Source organism: Prochlorococcus marinus CUG1433 (assembly GCA_017644425.1).
In the GTDB taxonomy this organism is placed as follows: Bacteria; Cyanobacteriota; Cyanobacteriia; order PCC-6307; family Cyanobiaceae; genus Prochlorococcus_A; species Prochlorococcus_A marinus_U.
Genome location: JAEPLN010000001.1, coordinates 1,193,061 through 1,213,880 on the forward strand (window position 1 = coordinate 1,193,061; position 20,820 = coordinate 1,213,880).

At 32.5% G+C, this 20,820-nt stretch carries 26 protein-coding genes; 15 read left to right on the plus strand and 11 right to left on the minus strand.

The window, feature by feature from the left end; genetic code table 11:
- Nucleotide 1: 1 nt before the first annotated feature.
- Entirely contained in the window at nt 2-340 is a 339-nt protein-coding gene (locus tag JJ842_06700; GenBank protein MBO6971598.1) for a P-II family nitrogen regulator, read from the minus strand.
- A 24-nt stretch (nt 341-364) separates the two neighbouring features.
- Entirely contained in the window at nt 365-610 is a 246-nt protein-coding gene (locus JJ842_06705; GenBank protein MBO6971599.1) for a hypothetical protein, read from the minus strand.
- 189 nt (nt 611-799) lie between these two features.
- On the opposite strand from JJ842_06705, the gene queF reads away from it, so the two are divergent.
- Complete coding sequence (gene queF / locus JJ842_06710) at nt 800-1,210, plus strand: NADPH-dependent 7-cyano-7-deazaguanine reductase QueF (protein MBO6971600.1); 411 nt, start codon at nt 800-802, stop codon at nt 1,208-1,210.
- Here the strand turns inward: queF and JJ842_06715 are convergent.
- The 3 genes from JJ842_06715 to JJ842_06725 all read right to left on the minus strand — a co-directional run bounded on the left by JJ842_06715 (nt 1,207) and on the right by JJ842_06725 (nt 4,468).
- A complete protein-coding gene (locus tag JJ842_06715; protein ID MBO6971601.1) occupies nt 1,207-2,493 on the minus strand; it encodes a cytochrome c biogenesis protein ResB in 1,287 nt (428 codons plus the stop codon). The two genes, queF and JJ842_06715, sit on opposite strands and share 4 nt — an antisense overlap.
- Nucleotides 2,494-3,150, minus strand: coding sequence for a sulfite exporter TauE/SafE family protein (locus JJ842_06720; protein MBO6971602.1), 657 nt, complete (start codon nt 3,148-3,150; stop codon nt 2,494-2,496).
- Between the two features lie 82 nt (nt 3,151-3,232).
- Nucleotides 3,233-4,468, minus strand: a complete 1,236-nt coding sequence (locus JJ842_06725) for an FtsW/RodA/SpoVE family cell cycle protein (protein ID MBO6971603.1) — start codon at nt 4,466-4,468, stop codon at nt 3,233-3,235.
- A gap of 267 nt (nt 4,469-4,735) precedes the next feature.
- Here JJ842_06725 and JJ842_06730 point away from each other — a divergent pair, with 267 nt between their 5' ends.
- From JJ842_06730 to JJ842_06780, 11 genes are all read left to right on the plus strand, one after another.
- Nucleotides 4,736-5,212, plus strand: coding sequence for a hypothetical protein (locus JJ842_06730; GenBank protein ID MBO6971604.1), 477 nt, complete (start codon nt 4,736-4,738; stop codon nt 5,210-5,212).
- Between the two features lie 44 nt (nt 5,213-5,256).
- Nucleotides 5,257-5,982 carry a F0F1 ATP synthase subunit A gene (locus JJ842_06735; GenBank protein MBO6971605.1) on the plus strand — a complete coding sequence of 242 codons (726 nt, stop codon included), beginning with the start codon at nt 5,257-5,259 and terminating at the stop codon, nt 5,980-5,982.
- 171 nt (nt 5,983-6,153) lie between these two features.
- Nucleotides 6,154-6,399 carry an ATP synthase F0 subunit C gene (gene atpE, locus JJ842_06740; GenBank protein ID MBO6971606.1) on the plus strand — a complete coding sequence of 82 codons (246 nt, stop codon included), beginning with the start codon at nt 6,154-6,156 and terminating at the stop codon, nt 6,397-6,399.
- Between the two features lie 68 nt (nt 6,400-6,467).
- The gene (locus JJ842_06745; GenBank protein MBO6971607.1) at nt 6,468-6,929 is read left to right on the plus strand and encodes a F0F1 ATP synthase subunit B'; all 462 of its coding nucleotides are present in this window, start codon (nt 6,468-6,470) and stop codon (nt 6,927-6,929) included.
- Complete coding sequence (locus JJ842_06750; protein ID MBO6971608.1) at nt 6,926-7,438, plus strand: F0F1 ATP synthase subunit B; 513 nt, start codon at nt 6,926-6,928, stop codon at nt 7,436-7,438. The genes JJ842_06745 and JJ842_06750 overlap by 4 nt, the downstream gene beginning before the upstream one ends.
- A complete protein-coding gene (locus tag JJ842_06755; protein MBO6971609.1) occupies nt 7,438-7,980 on the plus strand; it encodes a F0F1 ATP synthase subunit delta in 543 nt (180 codons plus the stop codon). Before JJ842_06750 ends, JJ842_06755 begins: the two co-directional genes overlap by 1 nt.
- Before the next feature lie 30 nt (nt 7,981-8,010).
- A complete protein-coding gene (gene atpA / locus JJ842_06760) occupies nt 8,011-9,528 on the plus strand; it encodes a F0F1 ATP synthase subunit alpha (GenBank protein MBO6971610.1) in 1,518 nt (505 codons plus the stop codon).
- A gap of 19 nt (nt 9,529-9,547) precedes the next feature.
- Nucleotides 9,548-10,498: a F0F1 ATP synthase subunit gamma gene (locus JJ842_06765; GenBank protein MBO6971611.1), complete on the plus strand. Its 951-nt coding sequence runs from the start codon at nt 9,548-9,550 to the stop codon at nt 10,496-10,498.
- 16 nt (nt 10,499-10,514) lie between these two features.
- Nucleotides 10,515-10,841: a 2Fe-2S iron-sulfur cluster binding domain-containing protein gene (locus JJ842_06770; protein MBO6971612.1), complete on the plus strand. Its 327-nt coding sequence runs from the start codon at nt 10,515-10,517 to the stop codon at nt 10,839-10,841.
- Nucleotides 10,838-11,029, plus strand: coding sequence for a hypothetical protein (locus JJ842_06775; protein ID MBO6971613.1), 192 nt, complete (start codon nt 10,838-10,840; stop codon nt 11,027-11,029). Before JJ842_06770 ends, JJ842_06775 begins: the two co-directional genes overlap by 4 nt.
- A gap of 27 nt (nt 11,030-11,056) precedes the next feature.
- Complete coding sequence (locus JJ842_06780) at nt 11,057-12,115, plus strand: DUF3326 domain-containing protein (GenBank protein ID MBO6971614.1); 1,059 nt, start codon at nt 11,057-11,059, stop codon at nt 12,113-12,115.
- On the opposite strand, the gene JJ842_06785 is transcribed toward JJ842_06780, so the two are convergent.
- From JJ842_06785 to JJ842_06800, 4 genes are read right to left on the minus strand one after another with little or no spacing between them, the layout of a single operon-like run.
- Complete coding sequence (locus JJ842_06785; protein ID MBO6971615.1) at nt 12,112-13,809, minus strand: NAD+ synthase; 1,698 nt, start codon at nt 13,807-13,809, stop codon at nt 12,112-12,114. The genes JJ842_06780 and JJ842_06785 overlap by 4 nt on opposite strands.
- Nucleotides 13,806-14,384, minus strand: coding sequence for a nicotinate-nucleotide adenylyltransferase (locus JJ842_06790; GenBank protein MBO6971616.1), 579 nt, complete (start codon nt 14,382-14,384; stop codon nt 13,806-13,808). Before JJ842_06790 ends, JJ842_06785 begins: the two co-directional genes overlap by 4 nt.
- A gap of 8 nt (nt 14,385-14,392) precedes the next feature.
- Nucleotides 14,393-15,634 (minus strand): GTP-binding protein, encoded by a 1,242-nt coding sequence (locus JJ842_06795; protein MBO6971617.1) that lies wholly within the window; start codon nt 15,632-15,634, stop codon nt 14,393-14,395.
- Nucleotides 15,635-15,637: 3 nt separating this feature from the next.
- The gene (locus JJ842_06800) at nt 15,638-16,615 is read right to left on the minus strand and encodes a DUF21 domain-containing protein (GenBank protein MBO6971618.1); all 978 of its coding nucleotides are present in this window, start codon (nt 16,613-16,615) and stop codon (nt 15,638-15,640) included.
- 73 nt (nt 16,616-16,688) lie between these two features.
- Here JJ842_06800 and JJ842_06805 point away from each other — a divergent pair, with 73 nt between their 5' ends.
- The 3 genes from JJ842_06805 (at nt 16,689) to JJ842_06815 (ending at nt 18,801) form a co-directional block, all read left to right on the plus strand.
- Nucleotides 16,689-18,014 carry an aminopeptidase P N-terminal domain-containing protein gene (locus tag JJ842_06805; GenBank protein MBO6971619.1) on the plus strand — a complete coding sequence of 442 codons (1,326 nt, stop codon included), beginning with the start codon at nt 16,689-16,691 and terminating at the stop codon, nt 18,012-18,014.
- Between the two features lie 54 nt (nt 18,015-18,068).
- Entirely contained in the window at nt 18,069-18,227 is a 159-nt protein-coding gene (locus JJ842_06810) for a hypothetical protein (protein ID MBO6971620.1), read from the plus strand.
- A gap of 106 nt (nt 18,228-18,333) precedes the next feature.
- Nucleotides 18,334-18,801, plus strand: coding sequence for a 30S ribosomal protein PSRP-3 (locus JJ842_06815; protein MBO6971621.1), 468 nt, complete (start codon nt 18,334-18,336; stop codon nt 18,799-18,801).
- A 3-nt stretch (nt 18,802-18,804) separates the two neighbouring features.
- On the opposite strand, the gene JJ842_06820 is transcribed toward JJ842_06815, so the two are convergent.
- Both JJ842_06820 and atpD read right to left on the minus strand, forming a co-directional pair.
- The gene (locus JJ842_06820; protein MBO6971622.1) at nt 18,805-19,209 is read right to left on the minus strand and encodes a F0F1 ATP synthase subunit epsilon; all 405 of its coding nucleotides are present in this window, start codon (nt 19,207-19,209) and stop codon (nt 18,805-18,807) included.
- A gap of 41 nt (nt 19,210-19,250) precedes the next feature.
- Nucleotides 19,251-20,711, minus strand: coding sequence for a F0F1 ATP synthase subunit beta (gene atpD, locus JJ842_06825; GenBank protein ID MBO6971623.1), 1,461 nt, complete (start codon nt 20,709-20,711; stop codon nt 19,251-19,253).
- Nucleotides 20,712-20,820: the final 109 nt, after the last annotated feature.

A 20,820-nucleotide genomic window follows, 5' to 3' on the forward strand; every position in this document is an offset into this window, starting at 1 on the left:
ATTAAAGAGCTTCTTCGTCTTTGTCGCCAGTTCTAATTCTTACGACTGAATCAATTGATGTGATGAATATTTTTCCGTCACCTATCTCTCCAGTTTTTGCTGCTTCAGCAATCGCATCTATGACTGAATTAACCTTTTCATCTTCTACGACAACTTCTACTTTAAGTTTTTGAAGGAATTCAACAGTAAATTCGGAACCTCTATATCTTTCAACTTGTCCTTTTTGCCTTCCAAAACCTCTAACTTCACTAACTGTCATTCCAACAATACCGGAATTTACTAATGCAATTTTTACATCCTCAAGCTTAAATGGACGTATGATTGCTTCAATTTTCTTCATGATTAAAGATTGAACATTCCTATTTTAATTGTTTTTTGGGAAAACATCCAACATTGAAATATCAGAAAAACATTCAACATTAAGGCCTGCATTCTTGGCGTCTTCAATTAACAGTTGGGAATTTTCTTCAGAAATTATTACTGTACTATTTGACAAAGCTTCCCACTGATCATTCTCAAAGTGTGTTTGAAGCCATAACATTCCAATTGCAGTTTTTGGTTGAAGGGATTTATTTAAGTTGTTATCGATAGTTATCAAACAAATGTCCATTAATTTTTCATTGAACTAAACACATATAAACCTTTTGGCAGACATTATGAATGTTACTATTGATACAAAAATAAGATTTAATATCTTTTGACTTAGTCAATTGTAATACTTAGATTTGTGGATAATTTTGCGCATTTTTATCTTTACATATAGTTTTTATATAGGTTTAGTAAAAAACTTCTACTAAAAATGAGTACAGCTAAATTAGAAGATTCGACTCAAAGACCGCTATATGGTGAAAGAATTATTGAAGAATCAAAAATAATTTGTTTCGATAATCCAAATAAGAAAAGAATTTATGAAATTTCTATTCAGTTACCTGAATTTACATGTAAGTGCCCCTTTTCTGGTTATCCAGATTTTGCAAAGCTAAATATTGTTTATCAACCTAATTTGAAAGTCTATGAGTTGAAGTCTTTAAAGCTTTATATTAATAATTTTAGGGATATAAAAATATCACATGAGGAAGTTGTGAATAGAATTATGGATGATTTAGTGAATGAAGGTTCACCTCACTGGATACATTTAAATGCTGCATTTAACCCCAGAGGGAATGTTTCTATGCAGTTAGATATTTTTAGTGGGCAGAAAAGAAATTAAAAATTTTTTATTTCGTCTGATAATTTAAAAAATTCTTTTTTAAAACCAACTAGATTTTTATTACTAAGGCCACCAATAGATAACTTTTGTGATTCTTTATTTACCAGAATCCATAATTGGTTAGTTGGTATAAGACTTATTATTGTTCCAAAAATTATTAAGATAAAAGAAAAGTAAATAAATGGTATAGACGGATCATTTTTAATTATTAATCCACTGCTGGGGATTATTTTTTTCAGAGATACTTTTGAAGAGTTAATTTCTAAAGGATCGTCATTGATATAAAGATTATTCCCGGAAAAATTTTCTATATTCGAAATTTTAAGTGGACCATTTTCATTATCTATTGTTAAAAGGAAATTTTTTTTATTCTCCGATCCTAATTCAACTAAAACTCCCCAAACTTGATTACCGATTTCTGGAATCTCCTTTAATTGTAATTGATAAAGGATATTATCTATTTCTAAAACAACATTTGATATTGCCCAATCTGCTTGATAAATAGTTAATCCTTTAACCCTGATTGGATGATTAACTTTGGTTATTTTCATTTCATTTAAATTTAGATCTTCCGAAGAAAAATTTAATTTTGAAATAAACTGTTTGGGCACACCATCACTTTCACGTTCTATAGAAAAATCTACTAATTTTACATTGGTTTTTGAGTTTGTGTTCTCATTAACAAGGTTTAAAGTTTCTCCAGGCAGTAAATATTGTTCTTTTGATTGACTTGTAAAACTTCCATATGCTGAACCTATAAGTAAGACTATTAATCCGATATGTACTACTAAAGGACCGATTTTTCCAATTAACCCCTTTCTTGCAGAAATATGACTATTAAATTTGTATGTTTTCCATCCTTTTTTTTTAAGTAATAAATCTACTTTTGATATATGTTCTCCATCTTGATTGATTGGATGACTTGTAGTTAGTTGCAGTTTGCTAAATTTTTTTTCGCTATTATATTCAATCCAATTTAATGAAGCTTTTAATGAAGGAATTTGCCTCCTGAAACTACAAGCTGCCAAAGAAATGCAAAGAAGAATTAATGTTAATAAAAACCAAAAGCTTGTATATATATGATCCAATTGAAGTTTTAAGACTTTTTCTCCATTTAAAAATCCAAAAATAGGAGCACTATCGAAATTATCTATATAGAATTTATTATTACTACCTTGAGGTATAAAAGTACCTATTCCACTGGCAATAGCAATGAAGATTATCAGCGATATAGCGAATCTTAAACTTGATATTTTTAAAATTAGATTCTTAAAAATAATCATTTAAATCCAATTTGAAAATAAATTTAATAACCCTAGAGAAACTAAAAATATCCCACTTAAAGTCGGAATTATTTGACTAAATTTTCTAAGAGCTAAAAATTGCTTTAAGTTTTCTGCAGTAGCTCCTGCAATGATTAATGGGGTTACTTGGCCTATCCCAAAGAAAAATAAAAAAATAATAGATATTATCGGGTTTTTAGCTTGCGATACCCAAGCCAAAAGAGTTGCTAAAACTGGAGTAATGCAAGGTGAAGAAGCTATTCCAAAAGTAGTCCCTATGGCAAAAGGCGCTATAAATTTTGGTATTTTATCTTCAATTATTTTAATATCAGGTACATTCGGAAACTGAAACTTTAGAATTCCTAATAAATTTAAACCCATTATTATTGCTATTAGGGCAACAAATGAAGTGTAATAAGATGGAATTTGCCCATATATTTTGCCTAAGAATCCACTCGCAGCCCCCAGTGCAACAAGCGAAAAAACTACACCTCCTGAAAAACTAAGAAGTTTAAATTTATTTTTCTCTGTTCCTCCTACATAAGCAATTGTGACTGGAAGTAATGATAACGAGCATGGCCCAAGACTTGTTAAAAGCCCTGCGCTGAAAACCAAAAATATAGTAAATGGACCAGGATTATTAAGACCATTCTGCAAAAGCAGATTACCCTTTTGAGATAATTCTGAAATAACTAAATTAATTGATTCGATAGTTTGACTTAGTTCATCTAAATTCTAACTAATTAAGAGTCTTTCGTGTATTAATCATACCTATGAATCCAGTTGATTCTAATGAACATCTCAGTAACATTCCCGCAATAAAAAAAGATGCTATTAAAGAATTTCCACCATAACTAATGAAAGGTAGTGGTAATCCTGTAGTAGGCATTGAACCTGTTGCTACAGCAATATGCATTATTGATTGACCTGTTAACAATACACCACATCCGATAGCAACTAATTTTGTATAGTTATTCCTGCACTTAAGAGCAATTCTTAAACTTATATAAGAGAAAACTGCTAGAAAACCTAAGAAAAAAGTACATCCCAATAAACCAAATTCTTCTGCAAAAATGGCAAAAATAAAATCTGTGTACATAAATGGTAGGTACTGTAATTTTTGTATGGATAGGCCAAAACCTTGTCCAAATAAACCACCAGAACCTATTGCTAATAAACTTTGAACTAATTGAAAACCACTCTCTTGTTGATCTTTCCAGGGATTAATAAATGAAGTAACCCTAAGTTTTTGATATTCGTTATTAAGGATGCTAATACATCCAGTAATGATTCCTAATGAAGCAAAGGAGCAAAGAGAACTAAGTTTTATGCCTCCACATAAACCCATAATCCACAAAAGAATTCCAGTTAGTGATGCAGTACTTAAGTTGGGTTGCTTTAGTATAAATAGAATTAATAAACCAAAAGAGACTATAGAAATTAATTTCCTCTCATGTTTAATAAGATTCCAATGCGCGAAAAGGTTAGAAGCTTCGAGAATTAAAAAAGGTTTAATTAATTCAGAAGGTTGCAAACGTAAATTACCTAATATCAGCCATCTTGAAGATCCATTTACTGTAATTCCAGTGATATTGGTTAGAAAAATCAAAAAAAATAAAATATAAAAAATAATCCTTGAAAATTTTAAAAGATTTCTGATATTCGTATTAAGTGCTAAATAGAATAAACTGACTCCAGGAATTGTCCAAATAATTTGTTTTTTTAAAAAGAAAGCCCAATTCCCCATTTCTCTACTAGCGACCCACCAACTTGATGAACCTAGAATGCATATTCCTAAAATTGACCAAATCCCAACTAGGATAACTAGGATTTTTGCCTCATAAGGCCAAATTGTCCAAGGTAATGGAAATATAAATTCTTTTAAATTACTCGAATTCTTTTCGTAATTGGAACGGAGGGATTTTTTTCTTTTAGAAATTCTTTTATATTTTATTTTTTCTTGACTAATCTCCAATTTCTTTGGTGTATATATACCATTGAGACGTTTAATTGAAACTTTGCCAAGTCTTTTATTAACGTTTTAAAGTGTTCACAAATCTAAAAGATGGATAATACATATTATTTTTTCAAAAATTAAAGAAGCAAAAATGATCTATAGAATTATCACAAATCTTAAGAATTAATTTTTTCTAGAAAAAAACTAGCTAAAAGTCACCTCTCCGTGATAGATTCCGTGAGTTTATATACTTACTTTAAACCATTTAGAGGGGGGTTCTAAACTATGTTCACATCAGTGGACCCAAATAGAAAAAAAATTGAGCATCCTTCTGTTGAGAATGTTCAATTTCCTCAATCTCTAGATAATTCGTTCATCAAAGAAAGTAAATCAGGCATTGCCACTCAATTAGATAATTTGCTTTCTAAGAATGATGAATACACAAAATTGCAATTAACAATTTTTGGAATCACTATTATTGTTTCTATTTTCTTAGCAACAATAACTGGTATTTTTCTCGGATTTACTTTTGGTTTTAGTATTTTAACAGGTGCGATTGCTGGTATTTTTTACTTACGTTTGCTCGCTAAAAGTGTAGGAAAACTGGGTAAAGAATCAACAGGTGTATCAAAATTGCAACTATTGGTTCCAGTTTGCCTCTTTATTTTTGCTAGCAAGCTAGGATCTTTAGATATTTTTCCTGCAATGATAGGTTTTTTTATTTATAAACCTTCACTCATTTTTTATTTTTCACGTTCTTAGGTAAATTTTAATTTTTAAAATTTATCATTTTTCTATCAAAACAAATGTTTTTTAATTCCTTGCTAACAAATTTTGCAGCATTAGAAGTTGGTCAACATCTTTATTGGCAAATTGGAAATATTAGACTTCATGGCCAGGTATTCTTGACATCTTGGATATTATTAGGTGCTTTATTAGTTTTTATATCTCTCGGAACTAAAAAAATGGAAAATGATCCAAAGGGATTACAAAATTTGCTCGAATTCTTGTGGGATTACATAAGAGATCTTGCTAGGACACAAATTGGAGAAAAAGTTTATAGGGATTGGATGCCATTCATAGGAACTTTGTTTTTATTCGTATTTGTTAGTAACTGGGGAGGTGCTTTAATCCCTTGGAGATTGATAAAGTTACCAAGTGGTGAGTTGGGAGCGCCTACAGCTGATATAAATACGACAATAGCCCTCGCTCTTCTGGTCTCTTTATCTTATTTCTATGCTGGTTTAAGTAATAAGGGTTGGCGATATTTCGAATATTATGTTCATCCAACTCCAATAATGCTTCCTTTTAAAATTTTAGAGGACTTTACAAAACCATTATCATTATCCTTCAGGCTATTTGGAAATATTTTGGCTGACGAATTGGTTGTTGGAGTTTTAGTTTTTTTAGTCCCGCTAATTTTACCTATACCTGTTATGTTTCTAGGATTGTTTACTAGTGCAATTCAGGCATTAATTTTTGCGACCCTAGCCGCCTACTATATAGGAGAAGCTGTTGAAGAACATCATTAGCGGTCTTCAATATATTCAGATATCAGATACTTTTACAAAGGGTCTGTAATCTGGCAAAATATCTAATCGCGTAGGTCTGAAAATATCAGACCCATTCTTAAAAAAAAAGGATGTCCAAGCGTGTATGACAACAAAGATTATCACAAGTATTAAGCTCTTTATTTCAAAATTATGGATTCGATTACTTCCGCTGCATCAGTTGTAGCTGCTGGTTTAGCAGTTGGTCTAGGTGCTATTGGCCCAGGTCTTGGACAAGGTAACGCAGCTCAAGGTGCTGTTGAGGGTATTGCCCGTCAGCCAGAAGCTGAAGGTAAAATCAGAGGAACTCTTCTTTTGTCTTTCGCTTTCATGGAGTCATTAACAATTTACGGATTAGTTGTGGCTTTGGTACTACTTTTTGCGAATCCTTTTTCCTAAAAGTTAATATTGCTTCTAATTCTTATTAGCAATATTTAAATTTAATTTTTTAACTTCAACCGAATCATATGTTGGCCTTTAATTTTTTTGGTGCTACAGAAGGTGGATTATTTGATATAAATGCCACTTTGCCATTAATGGCAATACAAGTAGTTGCGCTTACTTACATATTAAATTCTCTCTTTTTTAAGCCTGTTGGCAATGTTGTAGAAAAAAGAGAAAAGTTTGTAAGTAATAATATTATTGAGGCCAAAAATAAACTTTCTGAGGTTAAAAAATTAGAAGCTGATTTATTAACTCAGCTTCAAAGTGCTCGTACAGAAGCCCAAAGAATTGTGAGCGAAGCTGAGAATGAGTCTGACAAGCTTTATAAAGAAGCACTAGAACTTGCTAATAATGAAGCAAATGTTTCAAAAGAAAAGGCAAGACTAGAAATTGAAAGTCAAACGTCTGCTGCTCGTGATCAACTTTCTAAACAGGCTGATGATTTAAGCGAACTTATTGTTAATAGATTGATTCTAGAAAAATGAATTTAACTCTTTTAGCTACAGAAGGTTTTGGATTGAACTTTAATTTATTCGAAACTAATATCCTTAATTGGGCTGTAGTGGTTTTCGGTCTTTATAAATTTTTACCTGGTTTCTTAGGTAAAATGCTTCAAAAAAGGAGAGAAGGAATCCTTCTTGAATTAAAAGATGCTGAAGATCGACTCCTAAATGCAACTCAAGCTTTAGAAAAGGCGAAGAAAGATTTATCTTCAGCAGAAGAAAAAGCTTCTCAAATAAAAGCAGATTCTTTTAAAAGATCTGAATCAATCAGAATGGAAAGTGAGAAAAAAGCGATAGAGGAGATGGCACGAATTAAACAAAGTGCAATCTCTGATGAGAGCTCTGAAGCATCTAGAGCAATTTCTCAACTACGAAAAGAAGCTGTTGAACTGGCAATTAAGAAAGCTTTAGAATCTCTTCCAAATCGACTTGATAAAACAACACAAGAAAATTTGGTAACTCAATCAATTTACAATATTGAGGAGAACTAATGCCACTTTTAAATTCAGTTACTACACCATACGCAGAGGCATTACTTCAAGTTGTGAATGAAAATTCGCAAACTGAAGAGATGGTTTCTGAGGTTAAACAACTTTTGGAATTAATAAATGATTCCCCTGAGTTGGAGAAGGCATTATCCTCTCCCATTTTAGAGACAGATGCTAAGAAGAAAATCATTATTGAAATTTTTTCAAATAAGGTTAATTCTTCTTTACTGAATTTCTTAAAATTATTGGCCGATAGGCAAAGAATTGGAATTCTTACTTCAATTCTTGATAGGTTTTTAGAGATTTACCGAGAAAATAGTAATATTGCTTTGGCAACTGTTACTTCTGCAGTCGAGCTTACTGATGAACAGAAAGGTTTAATTACCAAAAAGATCATCAATATTGCTGGAACAGAAAAATTAGAACTTGTAACTAAAATCGACCCATCTCTTATTGGTGGTTTCGTCGCCAGTGTAGGATCAAAAGTAATTGATGCTTCCCTTGCTTCACAAATTAGAAAACTTGGCTTATCCCTTTCCAAGTAACTTTTAAATCAACCTTAAATTCTTAAATCCATGGTATCTATACGCCCTGATGAAATCAGTTCCATCTTAAAACAACAAATAACTGATTATGACCAATCTGTAAGTGTTAGCAATGTAGGAACTGTTCTGCAAATCGGTGATGGCATCGCAAGAATATATGGCTTAGATCAGGTCATGGCAGGTGAGTTATTGGAATTTGAAGATGGTACCGAAGGTATAGCTTTAAATCTTGAAGATGATAATGTTGGAGCCGTTTTGATGGGAGAGGCACTTGGTGTCCAAGAAGGAAGTAACGTTAAGTCCACAGGTAAAATCGCATCTGTTCCAGTTGGTGAAGCAATGCAGGGGAGAGTTGTTAATCCTCTAGGACAACCAATAGATGGGAAAGGGGAAATTCCTACGAGTGATACTAGATTGATTGAAGAAATGGCTCCTGGAATAATCAAGAGAAGATCAGTACATGAACCAATGCAAACAGGTATTACATCTATTGATGCAATGATTCCTGTTGGAAGAGGTCAAAGAGAATTAATTATTGGTGATAGACAAACTGGAAAATCTGCTATTGCTATCGATACGATAATTAACCAAAAAGGCCAAGACGTGGTTTGTGTTTACGTAGCTATTGGTCAGAAGTCTGCATCAGTAGCAAACATCGTAGAGGTATTAAGAGAGAGAGGAGCACTAGATTATACAGTCGTAGTTAGTGCAGGAGCCTCTGAACCTGCTGCTTTACAGTACTTAGCACCTTATACCGGTGCAGCAATCGCTGAACATTTTATGTATCAGGGTAAAGCAACACTTGTTATTTATGATGATCTAACAAAACAAGCTCAGGCTTATAGACAAATGTCTCTTCTTTTAAAAAGACCACCAGGAAGAGAAGCTTATCCTGGAGACGTGTTCTATTTACACAGTAGATTACTTGAAAGAGCAGCAAAACTTTCTGATGCTATGGGAGGAGGCTCTATGACAGCTCTTCCAATTATTGAAACTCAGGCAGGGGACGTTTCGGCCTACATCCCAACTAATGTTATTTCAATTACAGATGGACAAATATTCTTGAGTGCAGATTTATTTAACTCAGGATTAAGACCCGCTATTAATGTAGGTATTTCTGTTAGCCGTGTTGGAGGTGCTGCTCAGACAAAAGCAATTAAAAAAATTGCAGGAACTTTAAAATTAGAACTCGCACAGTTTGATGAACTAGCTGCTTTTTCTCAATTTGCATCTGATCTTGATGAAGCAACTCAGCAACAACTTGAAAGAGGTAAAAGATTAAGAGAGTTATTAAAGCAACCTCAATTCTCCCCGCTTAACCTTGCAGAACAAGTTGCAGTAGTTTACGCAGGAGTTAAAGGTCTTATTGATGAGGTGCCTGTTGAAGATGTTACTAAATTTGCAACTGAACTTAGGGAATACCTAAAGTTAAATAAATCAGAATTTATAGAAGAAATTCTTAAAGAGAAGAAATTAAATGATGGATTAGAAGCAACACTAAAAGAGGTGATAAATGAAGTTAAATCATCAATGCTTGCCACAGTTTAAATTTATTTAAGGAGATACCATGGCAAATCTTAAAGAGATTAGAGATCGAATCGTTTCTGTTAAAAATACAAGGAAAATAACGGAGGCCATGAGACTTGTTGCAGCTGCAAAAGTTAGGAGAGCTCAAGATCAAGTTCTTAAGAGTAGACCTTTTGCAGATAAACTTGCACGGGTCTTAGAAAATATCCAATCTAGAGTTCAATTTGAGGCTGTCGACTCTCCTCTATTATCCAAGAGAGAAGTAAAGAGCATCACTTTGGTTTGCATAACTGCGGATAGAGGTTTATGCGGTGGTTACAATACAAATATAATAAAAAAGGTAGAGATAAGATACTCAGAATTAGTCAAACAAGGGTATCAGCCAAATTTAATTTTGGTAGGGAAGAAAGCTATTGGATATTTTCAAAATAGAAAGGATAGATATGTAATTAAAAGTACTTTCAAAGAACTAGAACAGGTACCCACAGTCAAGGACTCTGAAGGAGTAACAAATGAAATTTTAGCTGAATTTCTCTCAGAAAATTCTGATAGGGTGGAAATTATTTACACGAAATTCATCACTCTAGTCAGCTGCGCTCCTGTCGTTCAAACACTATTGCCACTTGACCCTCAAGGAATTGCTGAGGAAAACGATGAAATTTTTAGGTTGACTACAAAAGATAGTAAGTTACTTGTTGAAAAATCAAGTATGGAAAAAAGTGATTCAGAGAAGTTGCCATCAGATATTGTTTTTGAACAAAGTCCTGATCAACTATTAGATTCCTTATTACCATTATATTTACAGAATCAGGTGCTAAGAGCTCTTCAAGAGTCAGCAGCTTCAGAACTCGCTTGTAGGATGACTGCTATGAATAATGCAAGTGATAATGCTAAAGAATTAGCAAGTACTTTGAATCTAACCTATAACAAAGCCAGGCAAGCAGCTATTACTCAAGAAATATTAGAGGTTGTAGGAGGTTCTGCAGTTTAGCATTAAGATTTAGGATATGCCTGAATACAATATCAACGTTCAATTTGAGCAAAAGACTTTTAGTTTTTTATGTTCTGAAGATCAAGATATTATTTCAGCGGCAAAAATGAATGGAATAGATTTACCAAGTAGTTGTTGTTCAGGAGTTTGTACAGATTGTGCATCCATGATTTTGGAAGGATCTGTAGATCAAGAAGATGCTATGGGATTAAATGATGATTTGAGGGAAAAGGGCTTTGCACTTTTATGTGTGGCATATCCCAAGTCCGATTTGAATATTGTTATTGGTAAAGAAGTCGAAGATGATTTGTATAATGATCAATTTGGTAAATATCAAAAATGAAATTAAGTTCAGTTGATTACTATTTAGATTGGCCAGCTTCAATAAAAGTAAAAAATTTAAGGGAATTCATCACTGCAAATTTAGAAAAAAAAGGTGATTTAATTCGATGGTCAATTGTTGATATCCAAAATTCTATTGACTCTTTTGGAACAAAAAAACTTAAAATTAAAGCTGTCTTAGCTAATTAAGAAATATAAATTGAAATATTTTTAATAATGGAAAATTCACCGACAATATTCATAGTTCCAACTGGTATTGGTTGTGAAGTAGGAGGTTTTGCTGGAGATGCACTTCCAACCGCTAAATTATTAGCATCGGCAAGTGGATGTTTAATTACTCATCCAAATGTTATGAATGGTGGTAATCTTTCTGAAAAAGATAAAAATATTTTTTATGTTGAGGGTTATAGTTTAGACCGACTTGCTAAAGGAGAAATCGCTTTAAAAAGGGTAAAGCAACAGAAAATTGGGATAATTTTTGATGCAGCCATTGAAAAAGAAATATTAGCGAGACATTTACAAGTTGCTGATGCATGTGTTTCTACTTTAGGAATTAATGTTCACTCTTATGTGATTACAAGAAAGCCATTAAACATAGTTATTGATTCTGATTCTTCAAAAATCAGTTGTGGCAAAATTGAAAATCCTGATACTCTAATTGATGCTGGAAAATGTTTAATAGAAAAAGGAGTTACGGCAATAGCAATTGTGGCAAAATTTCCAGATGATCCAGATTCTTTAGAAACAAATATCTATCGAGAGGGAAAAGGGGTTGATCCTATTGCTGGAGTCGAAGCAGTTATAAGTCATTTAATAAGCAAATTTTTAAAAGTTCCCTGTGCTCACGCACCTGCTTTAAATCCAATTGAATTGAATGTAAATTTAGATCCTCGTGCAGCTGCAGAAGAAATAGGATACACTTTTTTACCATCTGTACTGATTGGGTTAAGCAATGCACCTGATATTGTTGAATTGCCTTCTAAAACTGAATCAATCTCACTTCACCCTGATCAGATTGAATCGATTGTTGTTCCTAATGGTGCATTAGGAGGAGAAGCAGTACTAGCAGGGATTGAAAAAGGTTTAAATATTATCTCTGTAAAAAATCAAAATACATTAAAAGTGACAAATGAGTTTTATAATTATCCCAATCTTTTTGAAGTTGATAATTATTTAGAAGCTGCAGGCATAATTCTTGCTATCAAAAAAGGTATCAACCTTAATTCAGTTAAACGGCCTTTAAAAAAAATCCAAGAGTGTTCTTATAGTGATTAATAAGATATTGCTATGGGAACTCTCCAGTCACTTCCTAAAGATTGACTGCTTAGTTTTAGGATTGGAGGAGCCTGCTTTCTTTTAAATTCCGCTTTTTTTATGAGTGAGATAATTTTTAAAATTAAATCTTTTTTATAACCATCTTCTACCAGTTGTTGTAAATCTTTTTTCTCTTCAATAATTCCTTTAAGAATTTTATCTAAAATAGAGTAAGGTGGAAGAGAATCAGTATCTAATTGATTAGGCCCTAATTCAGCACTTGGAGCTTTTTTACGTATATTTCCGCCAATTATATCTAAACTAGTATCTAACATGTATAACTTTCTACTATTAATTGAATCTTCGCTATCAAGCCAATTACATAATTTAAAAACATTAGTTTTATATAAATCCCCAATTACAGATAATCCCCCATTCATATCACCATAAAGCGTGCAATATCCCACTGCTAGTTCTGATTTATTGCCTGTTGAGAGTAATAAATGCTTTTCTTGATTTGCTAAAGCCATAAGAAGTGTGCCTCTGATCCTTGACTGAATATTTTGATTTGTTATTTCAGCCATCTCGAAAGATATGTTTTTTATAAATGATTCTTCAAAAGAGGTCATCAAGTTTTCAATTGGAATGCTCTTGAGACTTATCTTTAATCTTCTTGCTAAATCTTTTGCATCACTCTTTGAATGAGATGAGCTCCACTTAGAGGGCATTGAAACGCAATAAACATTATCACTTCCTAGAGCCGCTGTAGCAATTGCTGAGACAAGTGCTGAATCAATACCACCACTTAATCCAACTAAAGCTGTTTTAAATCCACATTTTTTTGCATAATCTTTAACACCAAGGACTAATGCATCAAAAATTGATGACATTTCGGAGTTTTTAAATTCATTTTTTTCAGGTTTTGTTTGCTCAATTTTCCAGCTGGAGAGATCTTCCGAAAAAGATTTTAATTGCTTAATTTTAGATCCATTCTTATCAAGAATAAAACTACTTCCATCAAAAATTAAATTATCATTTGCTCCAATCTGGTTGACATAAATCAGTGGTACTTGAAGATATTGTGCAGCAAAACTGGAAACCTTGGATCTTAGCTCTAATTTTTTCAGAGTATATGGGGAGGCTGATAAATTAACTAAAATATCAACTTTTTTTTTCTTTAAATCAATAATGGGATTTTTTCTATGGATCCCTCTACCCTCTATATCTTTGTTGACCCATAAATCCTCACATATAGTAAAGCCAAGTCGCCAAGTTTTATTTTTAATTTTTTTAATCAATACGGAAACTTTTTCTTCTGATCTAAAGTATCTTTTCTCATCAAATACTTCATAAGTGGGAAGAATAATTTTCCGAGCAATTATTTTCCATTCACCGCCCTCAACCAACGCAATAGAATTATAAAGATTAGGAAAAAAAGAGTCATTTACCTTCTCAGCTATTCCGATTGAGATGCTTAAGTTGCCAAATTTTTTATTAATATCTAAAGCTAATTGATCAAGAATTTGGTATTGATTTTTGATAAGATTTTTTTTAAAAAGTAAGTCATTTGCAGGATATCCCCATAATGATAATTCTGGAGTAAGAACAAAATCAGCAGAAATTGAGCTAGCTTTCGAAGCAATATTAAGTATTTTTTTTGCATTACCCTCTAAATCTCCAACAACTGGATTTATTTGGGCAAGTAAAAATTTCATTCAACTAATTTGATGGATTCATATAAATTATTCCTCTTAACTATATCTATTAACGACGACGGTAAATTAGAACAATTAAAATTTAATCTAAACTTAGAACTTGAAATGTTTGGAGTTTTGATGGTTGAAATCTTAAATTTCACTTTATAATTTTCTAATAATTTAAGAGTATTTGATTCAACAGGATATCCCTCTCTTAAAATTATAAAAAAACTTACCTCCAAAATAATTTTGTCGAAATCTTTCCAGTAGAAAATATCTTTAATTAAATCACTCCCAATTACAAAATCTAAATTATTAAATTTATAAATTTCTTTACATTTTTTGATTGACTCTACTGCCCATTGGCTACTTATTTTTTGATTAAATAAAATTTTCGGATTATCTAAATCATCAATAAGAGTTTTTAATAAATGGCTACGAATTGAGATATCCTCTATGTGTTTTTTTTGGGGGTTGTTGCTCACATAGCTAATGGTAAAAGCATAAATTTTGGATAATTCTTCAAGAATTTTTTTGTGTCCAATTGTAGGTGGATCAGCACTCGTACCAAATAAAGCAATGCTTTTTTCCATTTTAAGTTTTAAGGTAGAAAACTAACAAAATTATTATTTAAATTTCTACTTGAAAAATAAATATTTATGTAGTTAAAAATCTCTGGGTCATTAAAATTCATATTTTTGATCAAAATAGCAGGCTCTATAAAAGAAGCTTTGCTTCTTAAAAATATCTCTTTTGCTGCTAATTTCCCTAGAATTTTTGTAGAATAAACTGCGATTGCAGCTTGAATGATTGCTATGGGTCCATAGGGTAATAATGAAAGCCCGTTAGTAAAAGGTGCTGTCAAAAGAATTAGTTTCTTAATAAGGTTGAAAGAGGTATTAACTCCGACTTGAGTGATTCCCAAACATAAATTATTAATGGATATATTTTTAAATATTTTTCTTGTAGATTCACTTTTCAACTTTAAGCCGTAAATCTTACTTAATTCGTTAATCAATGCAGTATCTAGTGCAAAACTACTAGCAACATCAAAAAAAATAAAAGGATTAAGAGCTACTGCGGATGCCTTTATAGTCGAAAATTTACCAATAGTTGATTGAGCTAATTTCTGCCTTCTTGTCAATCTTTGCTCTTTAAGTTTCAGAAAAAATTTGTCAGCTAATTGAATAGAATTAAGTGTTAATAGTATCTCACCATATTGATTGATTAATTTTGCTACGTAATTTTTAAGATTGTTTTCATTATTAATTATTATTGGAATATTTAAATCTTTTGGAAGCTTAAACTTTATATTTTCAATTATTTCTTTTAATTCATTTTTATTAAATAGATCGATTTTGTTTAAAATTAAAATAATTTTTTTTCCATCTTTTATAAAAGAACTGATTTCGTTTAACTCATTTCTATTTAAATCTCCCGAAATTATAAATAAAATAAGATCCGAATGATTTATGGAGGAGTAAACTTTATCTGGGAATTTAATATCGCAGAAATCAAATCCTGGAGAATCTAGTAACTCTATACTGTTGAGTGATTGATCTTTGAATTTCCATTCTTCAGCCTGAATTTCTCTTGTGGTCCCGTTGATAATATCTGTTTTAAATATATCTTTTTCTAATAAAGAATTTAAAACAGAAGATTTCCCTACGCCTGATTTACCATATGCGCCAATTCTTATTTTTTTTTCTTTTAACCTAAAAAGTTGTTGATTAAAAGAAATTATGTCCTTATTAAAATAACTTTTTTCATAGTTGGTAAGATCAATAGTCTCCCACCAATTTTTTAAAAGTAAATAATTTTTTTTAATTTTAAATTGTTTCATGATTTATTTTTTCCACCAGCCAGCTAAAACAGATAACACAGCTTCTGCACCAATAATGCCCACGAATCCTCCAAATTCATCTACTACTACTTTCACTCCTTTATGATCCTTGTCAAATCTTGTTAATAATTGATCTGCCTTAATCATTTCGGGAATGTAGTCCACAGGTTCGCAAATTTCTGACAATAATTTTTTATTCTCTCCATTAATTAATTCTGCTAGCATTCTCTCACGGGGAACCACCCCCTGTATTTTGTCAACTTTATCTCCCAAAATAACCCACCATGGAGAGTTATCGCTCATTATAAGTTTTGAAATTTCTTCAAGATTCGAAGACCCATCAAGACAAGGTGCTGATACTCTAGGGATCATTAAATCTTTAGCCTTTAAATCATTTAATTGAAAAACCTTAAATATCATTGCTGCTTCATCAGCTTCTATCAAACCTTTTTGGCTTCCTATTTTTGCCATTTGTCTAATTTCTTCTTCATCTGTTGAAATTTCATTTTCTGCAGTAATAACTGGAAATATTTGTTCTATTAATACTAAAAATGGCCTCATTAAAGTATGCAATATTCTCAAGATAGGAACTGATAATAATGCTATTTGAACTGAGAATCTTGTACCAAGAGCCTTAGGTAGTACTTCTCCTACTAGTACGACTAGTATGTAAAAAGAAATTGAAAACAGGGTTAGGCCATAACTACTATTAATAACCAATGCTCCATATACACCTAAAATAAGACTTCCAATTATGTTAAATCCATTATTAGTAATAGTAATTACAGTTAATGTTCTTCCAAGATGTTTTCTAAGTTTAAGGAGTTGATTTGCAGAACTCTTTGGTTTTTGTTTAGAGGCTATCTCTAGAATTCGAATCGAATTTACAGCTAAAAAAGCAGCTTCTACTCCCGAACAACATGCTGATCCAATTAAGATAATTATTATAAGAACAATTAAACCGTAAACACTTGGTTCCATTAAAATAGATTAATTACTAAATCTGTATTAATTCATTCTTCCATTTTTTTTTAAACACGCCAATACTCAATCTATGTTTAAACCTGAAAATAAAGTTTTTGAAGAAAGAAGAGAAATCTTCCTCAATAAATTAAATGGAAAAGCTGCTATTATCCCTGGTGCTAGTCTCGTAAAGCATCATGCTGATTGTGAATATCCTTTTAGACAAGATAGTAATTTTTGGTATTTAACCGGTTTCGATGAGCCAGATGCAATCGCTCTTTTCTTATCGCATAAGCCAAAGGGAGAGAGATTTATTATGTTTGTTGCTCCTAAAAATGTTATGAGCGAAGTCTGGCATGGCTTTAGATGGGGTTTAGAAGGCGCTGAAAGAATTTTTAATGCTGACAAGGCTCACTCAATATCTGAACTAAGAGATTTACTGCCAGGTTATGTAAATGGTTCTGACGAAATCGTTTTTTCAATTGGTAAGCATCCATCAGTTGAGAAAATAATACTGGAAATTTTTTCACAACAACTTGAAAATCGCTCAAGATTAGGCATTGGTGGAAATTCTATAAAATCTCCAGAAATTTACTTAAATGAGATGAGATTAATTAAAAGTGAATTTGAAATTAAGAGAATGAGAGAGGCTATTCAAATCTCAGCAGAAGCTCATGAATTAGTTAGAGAATCAATCTCATCAAAGAAAAATGAAAGACAAATTCAGGGTCTCCTAGAGGGATTTTTTCTGGAAAAAGGTGCGCGAGGACCAGCTTATAACTCAATTGTTGCATCAGGAGATAACGCCTGTATTTTGCATTACACTTCAAATAACTCACCCTTGAAGAAGGAAGATTTATTGTTAGTGGATGCTGGTTGCTCACTAATTGATTATTACAATGGAGACATAACAAGAACTATTCCAATTGGTGGTAAATTTTCGAATGAGCAAAAAGTTATCTATGAAATCGTATTGAGTGCGCAGAAAAATGCAATTAAAAGTGCTGTAAAGGGATCGAATTCTAGTCATGTTCATAATGTTGCTTTAACAATACTTATAGAAGGATTAAAAGAAATTGGTTTATTGTCAGGCAGTACTGAGGAGATAATTGAGAATCAATCTTATAAACATCTTTACATGCATAGAACTGGACATTGGCTTGGCTTAGATGTTCATGATGTTGGAGCATACAGAATGGGAGACTATGAAGTGCCATTGCAGAATGGAATGATTCTCACGGTAGAACCTGGGATATATATAAGTGATAGGATTCCAGTACCTGAGGGACAACCTCAGATTGACGAAAAATGGAAAGGCATCGGTATAAGAATAGAAGATGATGTTTTGGTCAAAAATACAAATCCAGAAGTTTTAAGTATTGCTGCACTTAAGGAAATTTCTGATTTAGAATTTTAAAATTTGACTTATCTAGTTAATGGATTTATTTTTTATAAAGCTTAAAGTTTAAAAATGAATAATTCAGATTCTTATGATTCGAAACTCATTCAAGCAAGAGGTTTGGCTAGTCAGCTTGGAATGTTTGCAGAAGAAAATGATATCCCTAAAGATCTTTGGGATTCATTAGAAGCTACAATTTATGATTTTTATGAAGTTTCTCACGATAGATAAAATTTATGTTTAGGGAGTATCAATAACTAAAATCAAAAAATTTTGAATAAATTAATCAAAATGTGACCATAAACTGATAAATTATTTATTAAACATAAATAAGTGAATGACTTCATCAGATAAGTTAAATCAAAATTCAAAAGAAAAAAATAGTGATGACCATAAGTCGAAAAATTCTTCTCCTAATTCAGGAATGATGGGAGCTTCAGCTGTATTAGCAGCTGCCACAATTGATGAAGATGGAGTTCCTACTGGTTATACACCTAAACCTGATGAAGGCAGGTTCATAATTAAGGTATTATGGTTACCAGATAATGTTGCTTTAGCAGTTGATCAAATAGTGGGTGGAGGCCCAAGCCCTTTAACTGCTTATTATTTTTGGCCAAGAGATGATGCTTGGGAAAAATTAAAAATTGAACTAGAGAATAAAGGTTGGATTACAGATAATGAAAGAGTTGAGATATTGAATAAAGCTACAGAAGTAATAAATTATTGGCAAGAAGAGGGTAAAACAAAAAAACTAGAAGAGGCTAAATTAAAGTTTCCTGAAGTAACTTTTTGTGGAACTGCTTAAAATTTAGTTCTTTGCAGCTTGAATTCTAGCCTCAGCCTTTGAAATCTCTTTCAAGGCTTTAATTTTCTCTGAATTTTTTTCATTTTCAGAAAATTTACTAATTGCTAATTTTGCCTCTTTAAGATCTTTTTCAGCATTTTGAACATCAATTTCAGATCCAATTTCTGCGTTGTTTACTAAAACTATTACCTCATCTGATTCTATTTCAGCGAAGCCACCCATTAAGGCTATAGATTTCCACTGAGAATTCATTCTTAGCCTTAAAACACCAATATCAATAGCTGTAACTAAAGAAATATGTCCTGGTAAAACACCTAGTTGGCCAGTAGTGCTAGGAAGGATAACTTCTTCAGCTTCGCCTTGATAAACATTTTTGTTAGGAGCTAAAACCTTAAGAGAAATTGCCATTTATTTAAAATTATTAGAGGGTTAAAACTAAATGTTAATATTTATTTTTCTGACTTTAATTTTTCAGCCTTTGCTTTGACTTCATCAATATTACCAACTAAGTAAAATGCCTGTTCTGGTAAATCATCCAATTCCCCTGACAAAATCATATTGAAACCAGCTATTGTGTCTTCTAACTTCACGTATTTACCAGACATCCCTGTAAATATTTCTGCTACGAAGAAAGGTTGTGAAAGGAATTTTTCAATTTTTCTAGCCCTATCTACTGTTAGCCTATCCTCTTCTGAAAGCTCATCTAAACCCAGAATTGCGATAATGTCTTGAAGTTCTTTGTATCTTTGCAGAGTTGATTGAACAGCTCTAGCTGTTTTGTAATGCTCATCTCCAACAACTGATGGTTGAAGCATAGTACTTGTTGAGTCTAATGGATCAACTGCTGGATAAATTCCCTTGGCAGCAAGAGCTCTCGCAAGCACAGTGGTAGCGTCTAGATGGGCAAATGTTGTTGCTGGGGCAGGATCAGTGAGGTCATCAGCAGGTACATAAACAGCCTGAATAGATGTTATTGATCCCTCTAATGTAGATGTGATTCTCTCTTGCAATTCCCCAACGTCAGTTCCTAGTGTTGGTTGGTATCCAACGGCAGAAGGCATTCTTCCAAGCAAAGCTGATACTTCTGAGCCAGCCTGCACAAATCTAAAAATGTTATCAACAAAAAGTAGAACGTCCTGTTTGTTTACATCTCTAAAATGTTCAGCCATTGTTAGTGCCGATAAGCCTACTCTCATTCGTGCACCAGGTGGCTCATTCATCTGTCCAAAGCATAAGGCAACTTTTGATTGAGTTAAATCGTCAGCGTTTATCACTCCTGATTCTTTAAATTCTTCATATAGATCGTTCCCTTCTCTAGTTCTTTCTCCGACACCTCCAAAAACAGAAACTCCACCGTGTTCCTTCGCAATATTATTAATTAACTCTTGGATAAGAACGGTCTTCCCAACGCCAGCTCCTCCAAATAATCCAACTTTTCCACCTTGTCTGTATGGAGCTAAAAGATCGATAACTTTTATCCCCGTTTCGAAAACTTTTGGCTTAGTTTCTAAGTCAGTTAATTTTGGGGCTGCTCTGTGAATTGGTGCAGTATCTTTAGTTTTTACTGGACCTTGTTCATCTACTGGTTCTCCTAAAACATTAAATATTCTTCCTAGGGTTGCTTCTCCCACAGGTACAGAAATTGGCGCTCCTGTGTCAATCGCTTCCATACCCCTTACAAGACCGTCTGTGCCGCTCATAGCCACTGCTCTAACTCTATGATCACCAAGTAGCTGTTGAACCTCTGCTGTAAGGGCTATTTCTTGTCCAGCAGGATTTTTTGCTTCAATTCTTAAAGCATTTAATATTTTAGGTAATTTTCCTGCTGGGAATTCTACATCTAGAACTGGACCAATTACTTGACGAACTACGCCTTTTGTTTGTGAAGAAGTTGATGGAGTTGCTACCATTTTTATAGTTTGGTGGTGAATAGCTGAATTTAAACAGCTTACAATCCGAAAATACTACCACTTAATGGGTAGATTCGTTAAATGGGTTCGGCCACCCGCACAGTTAAAG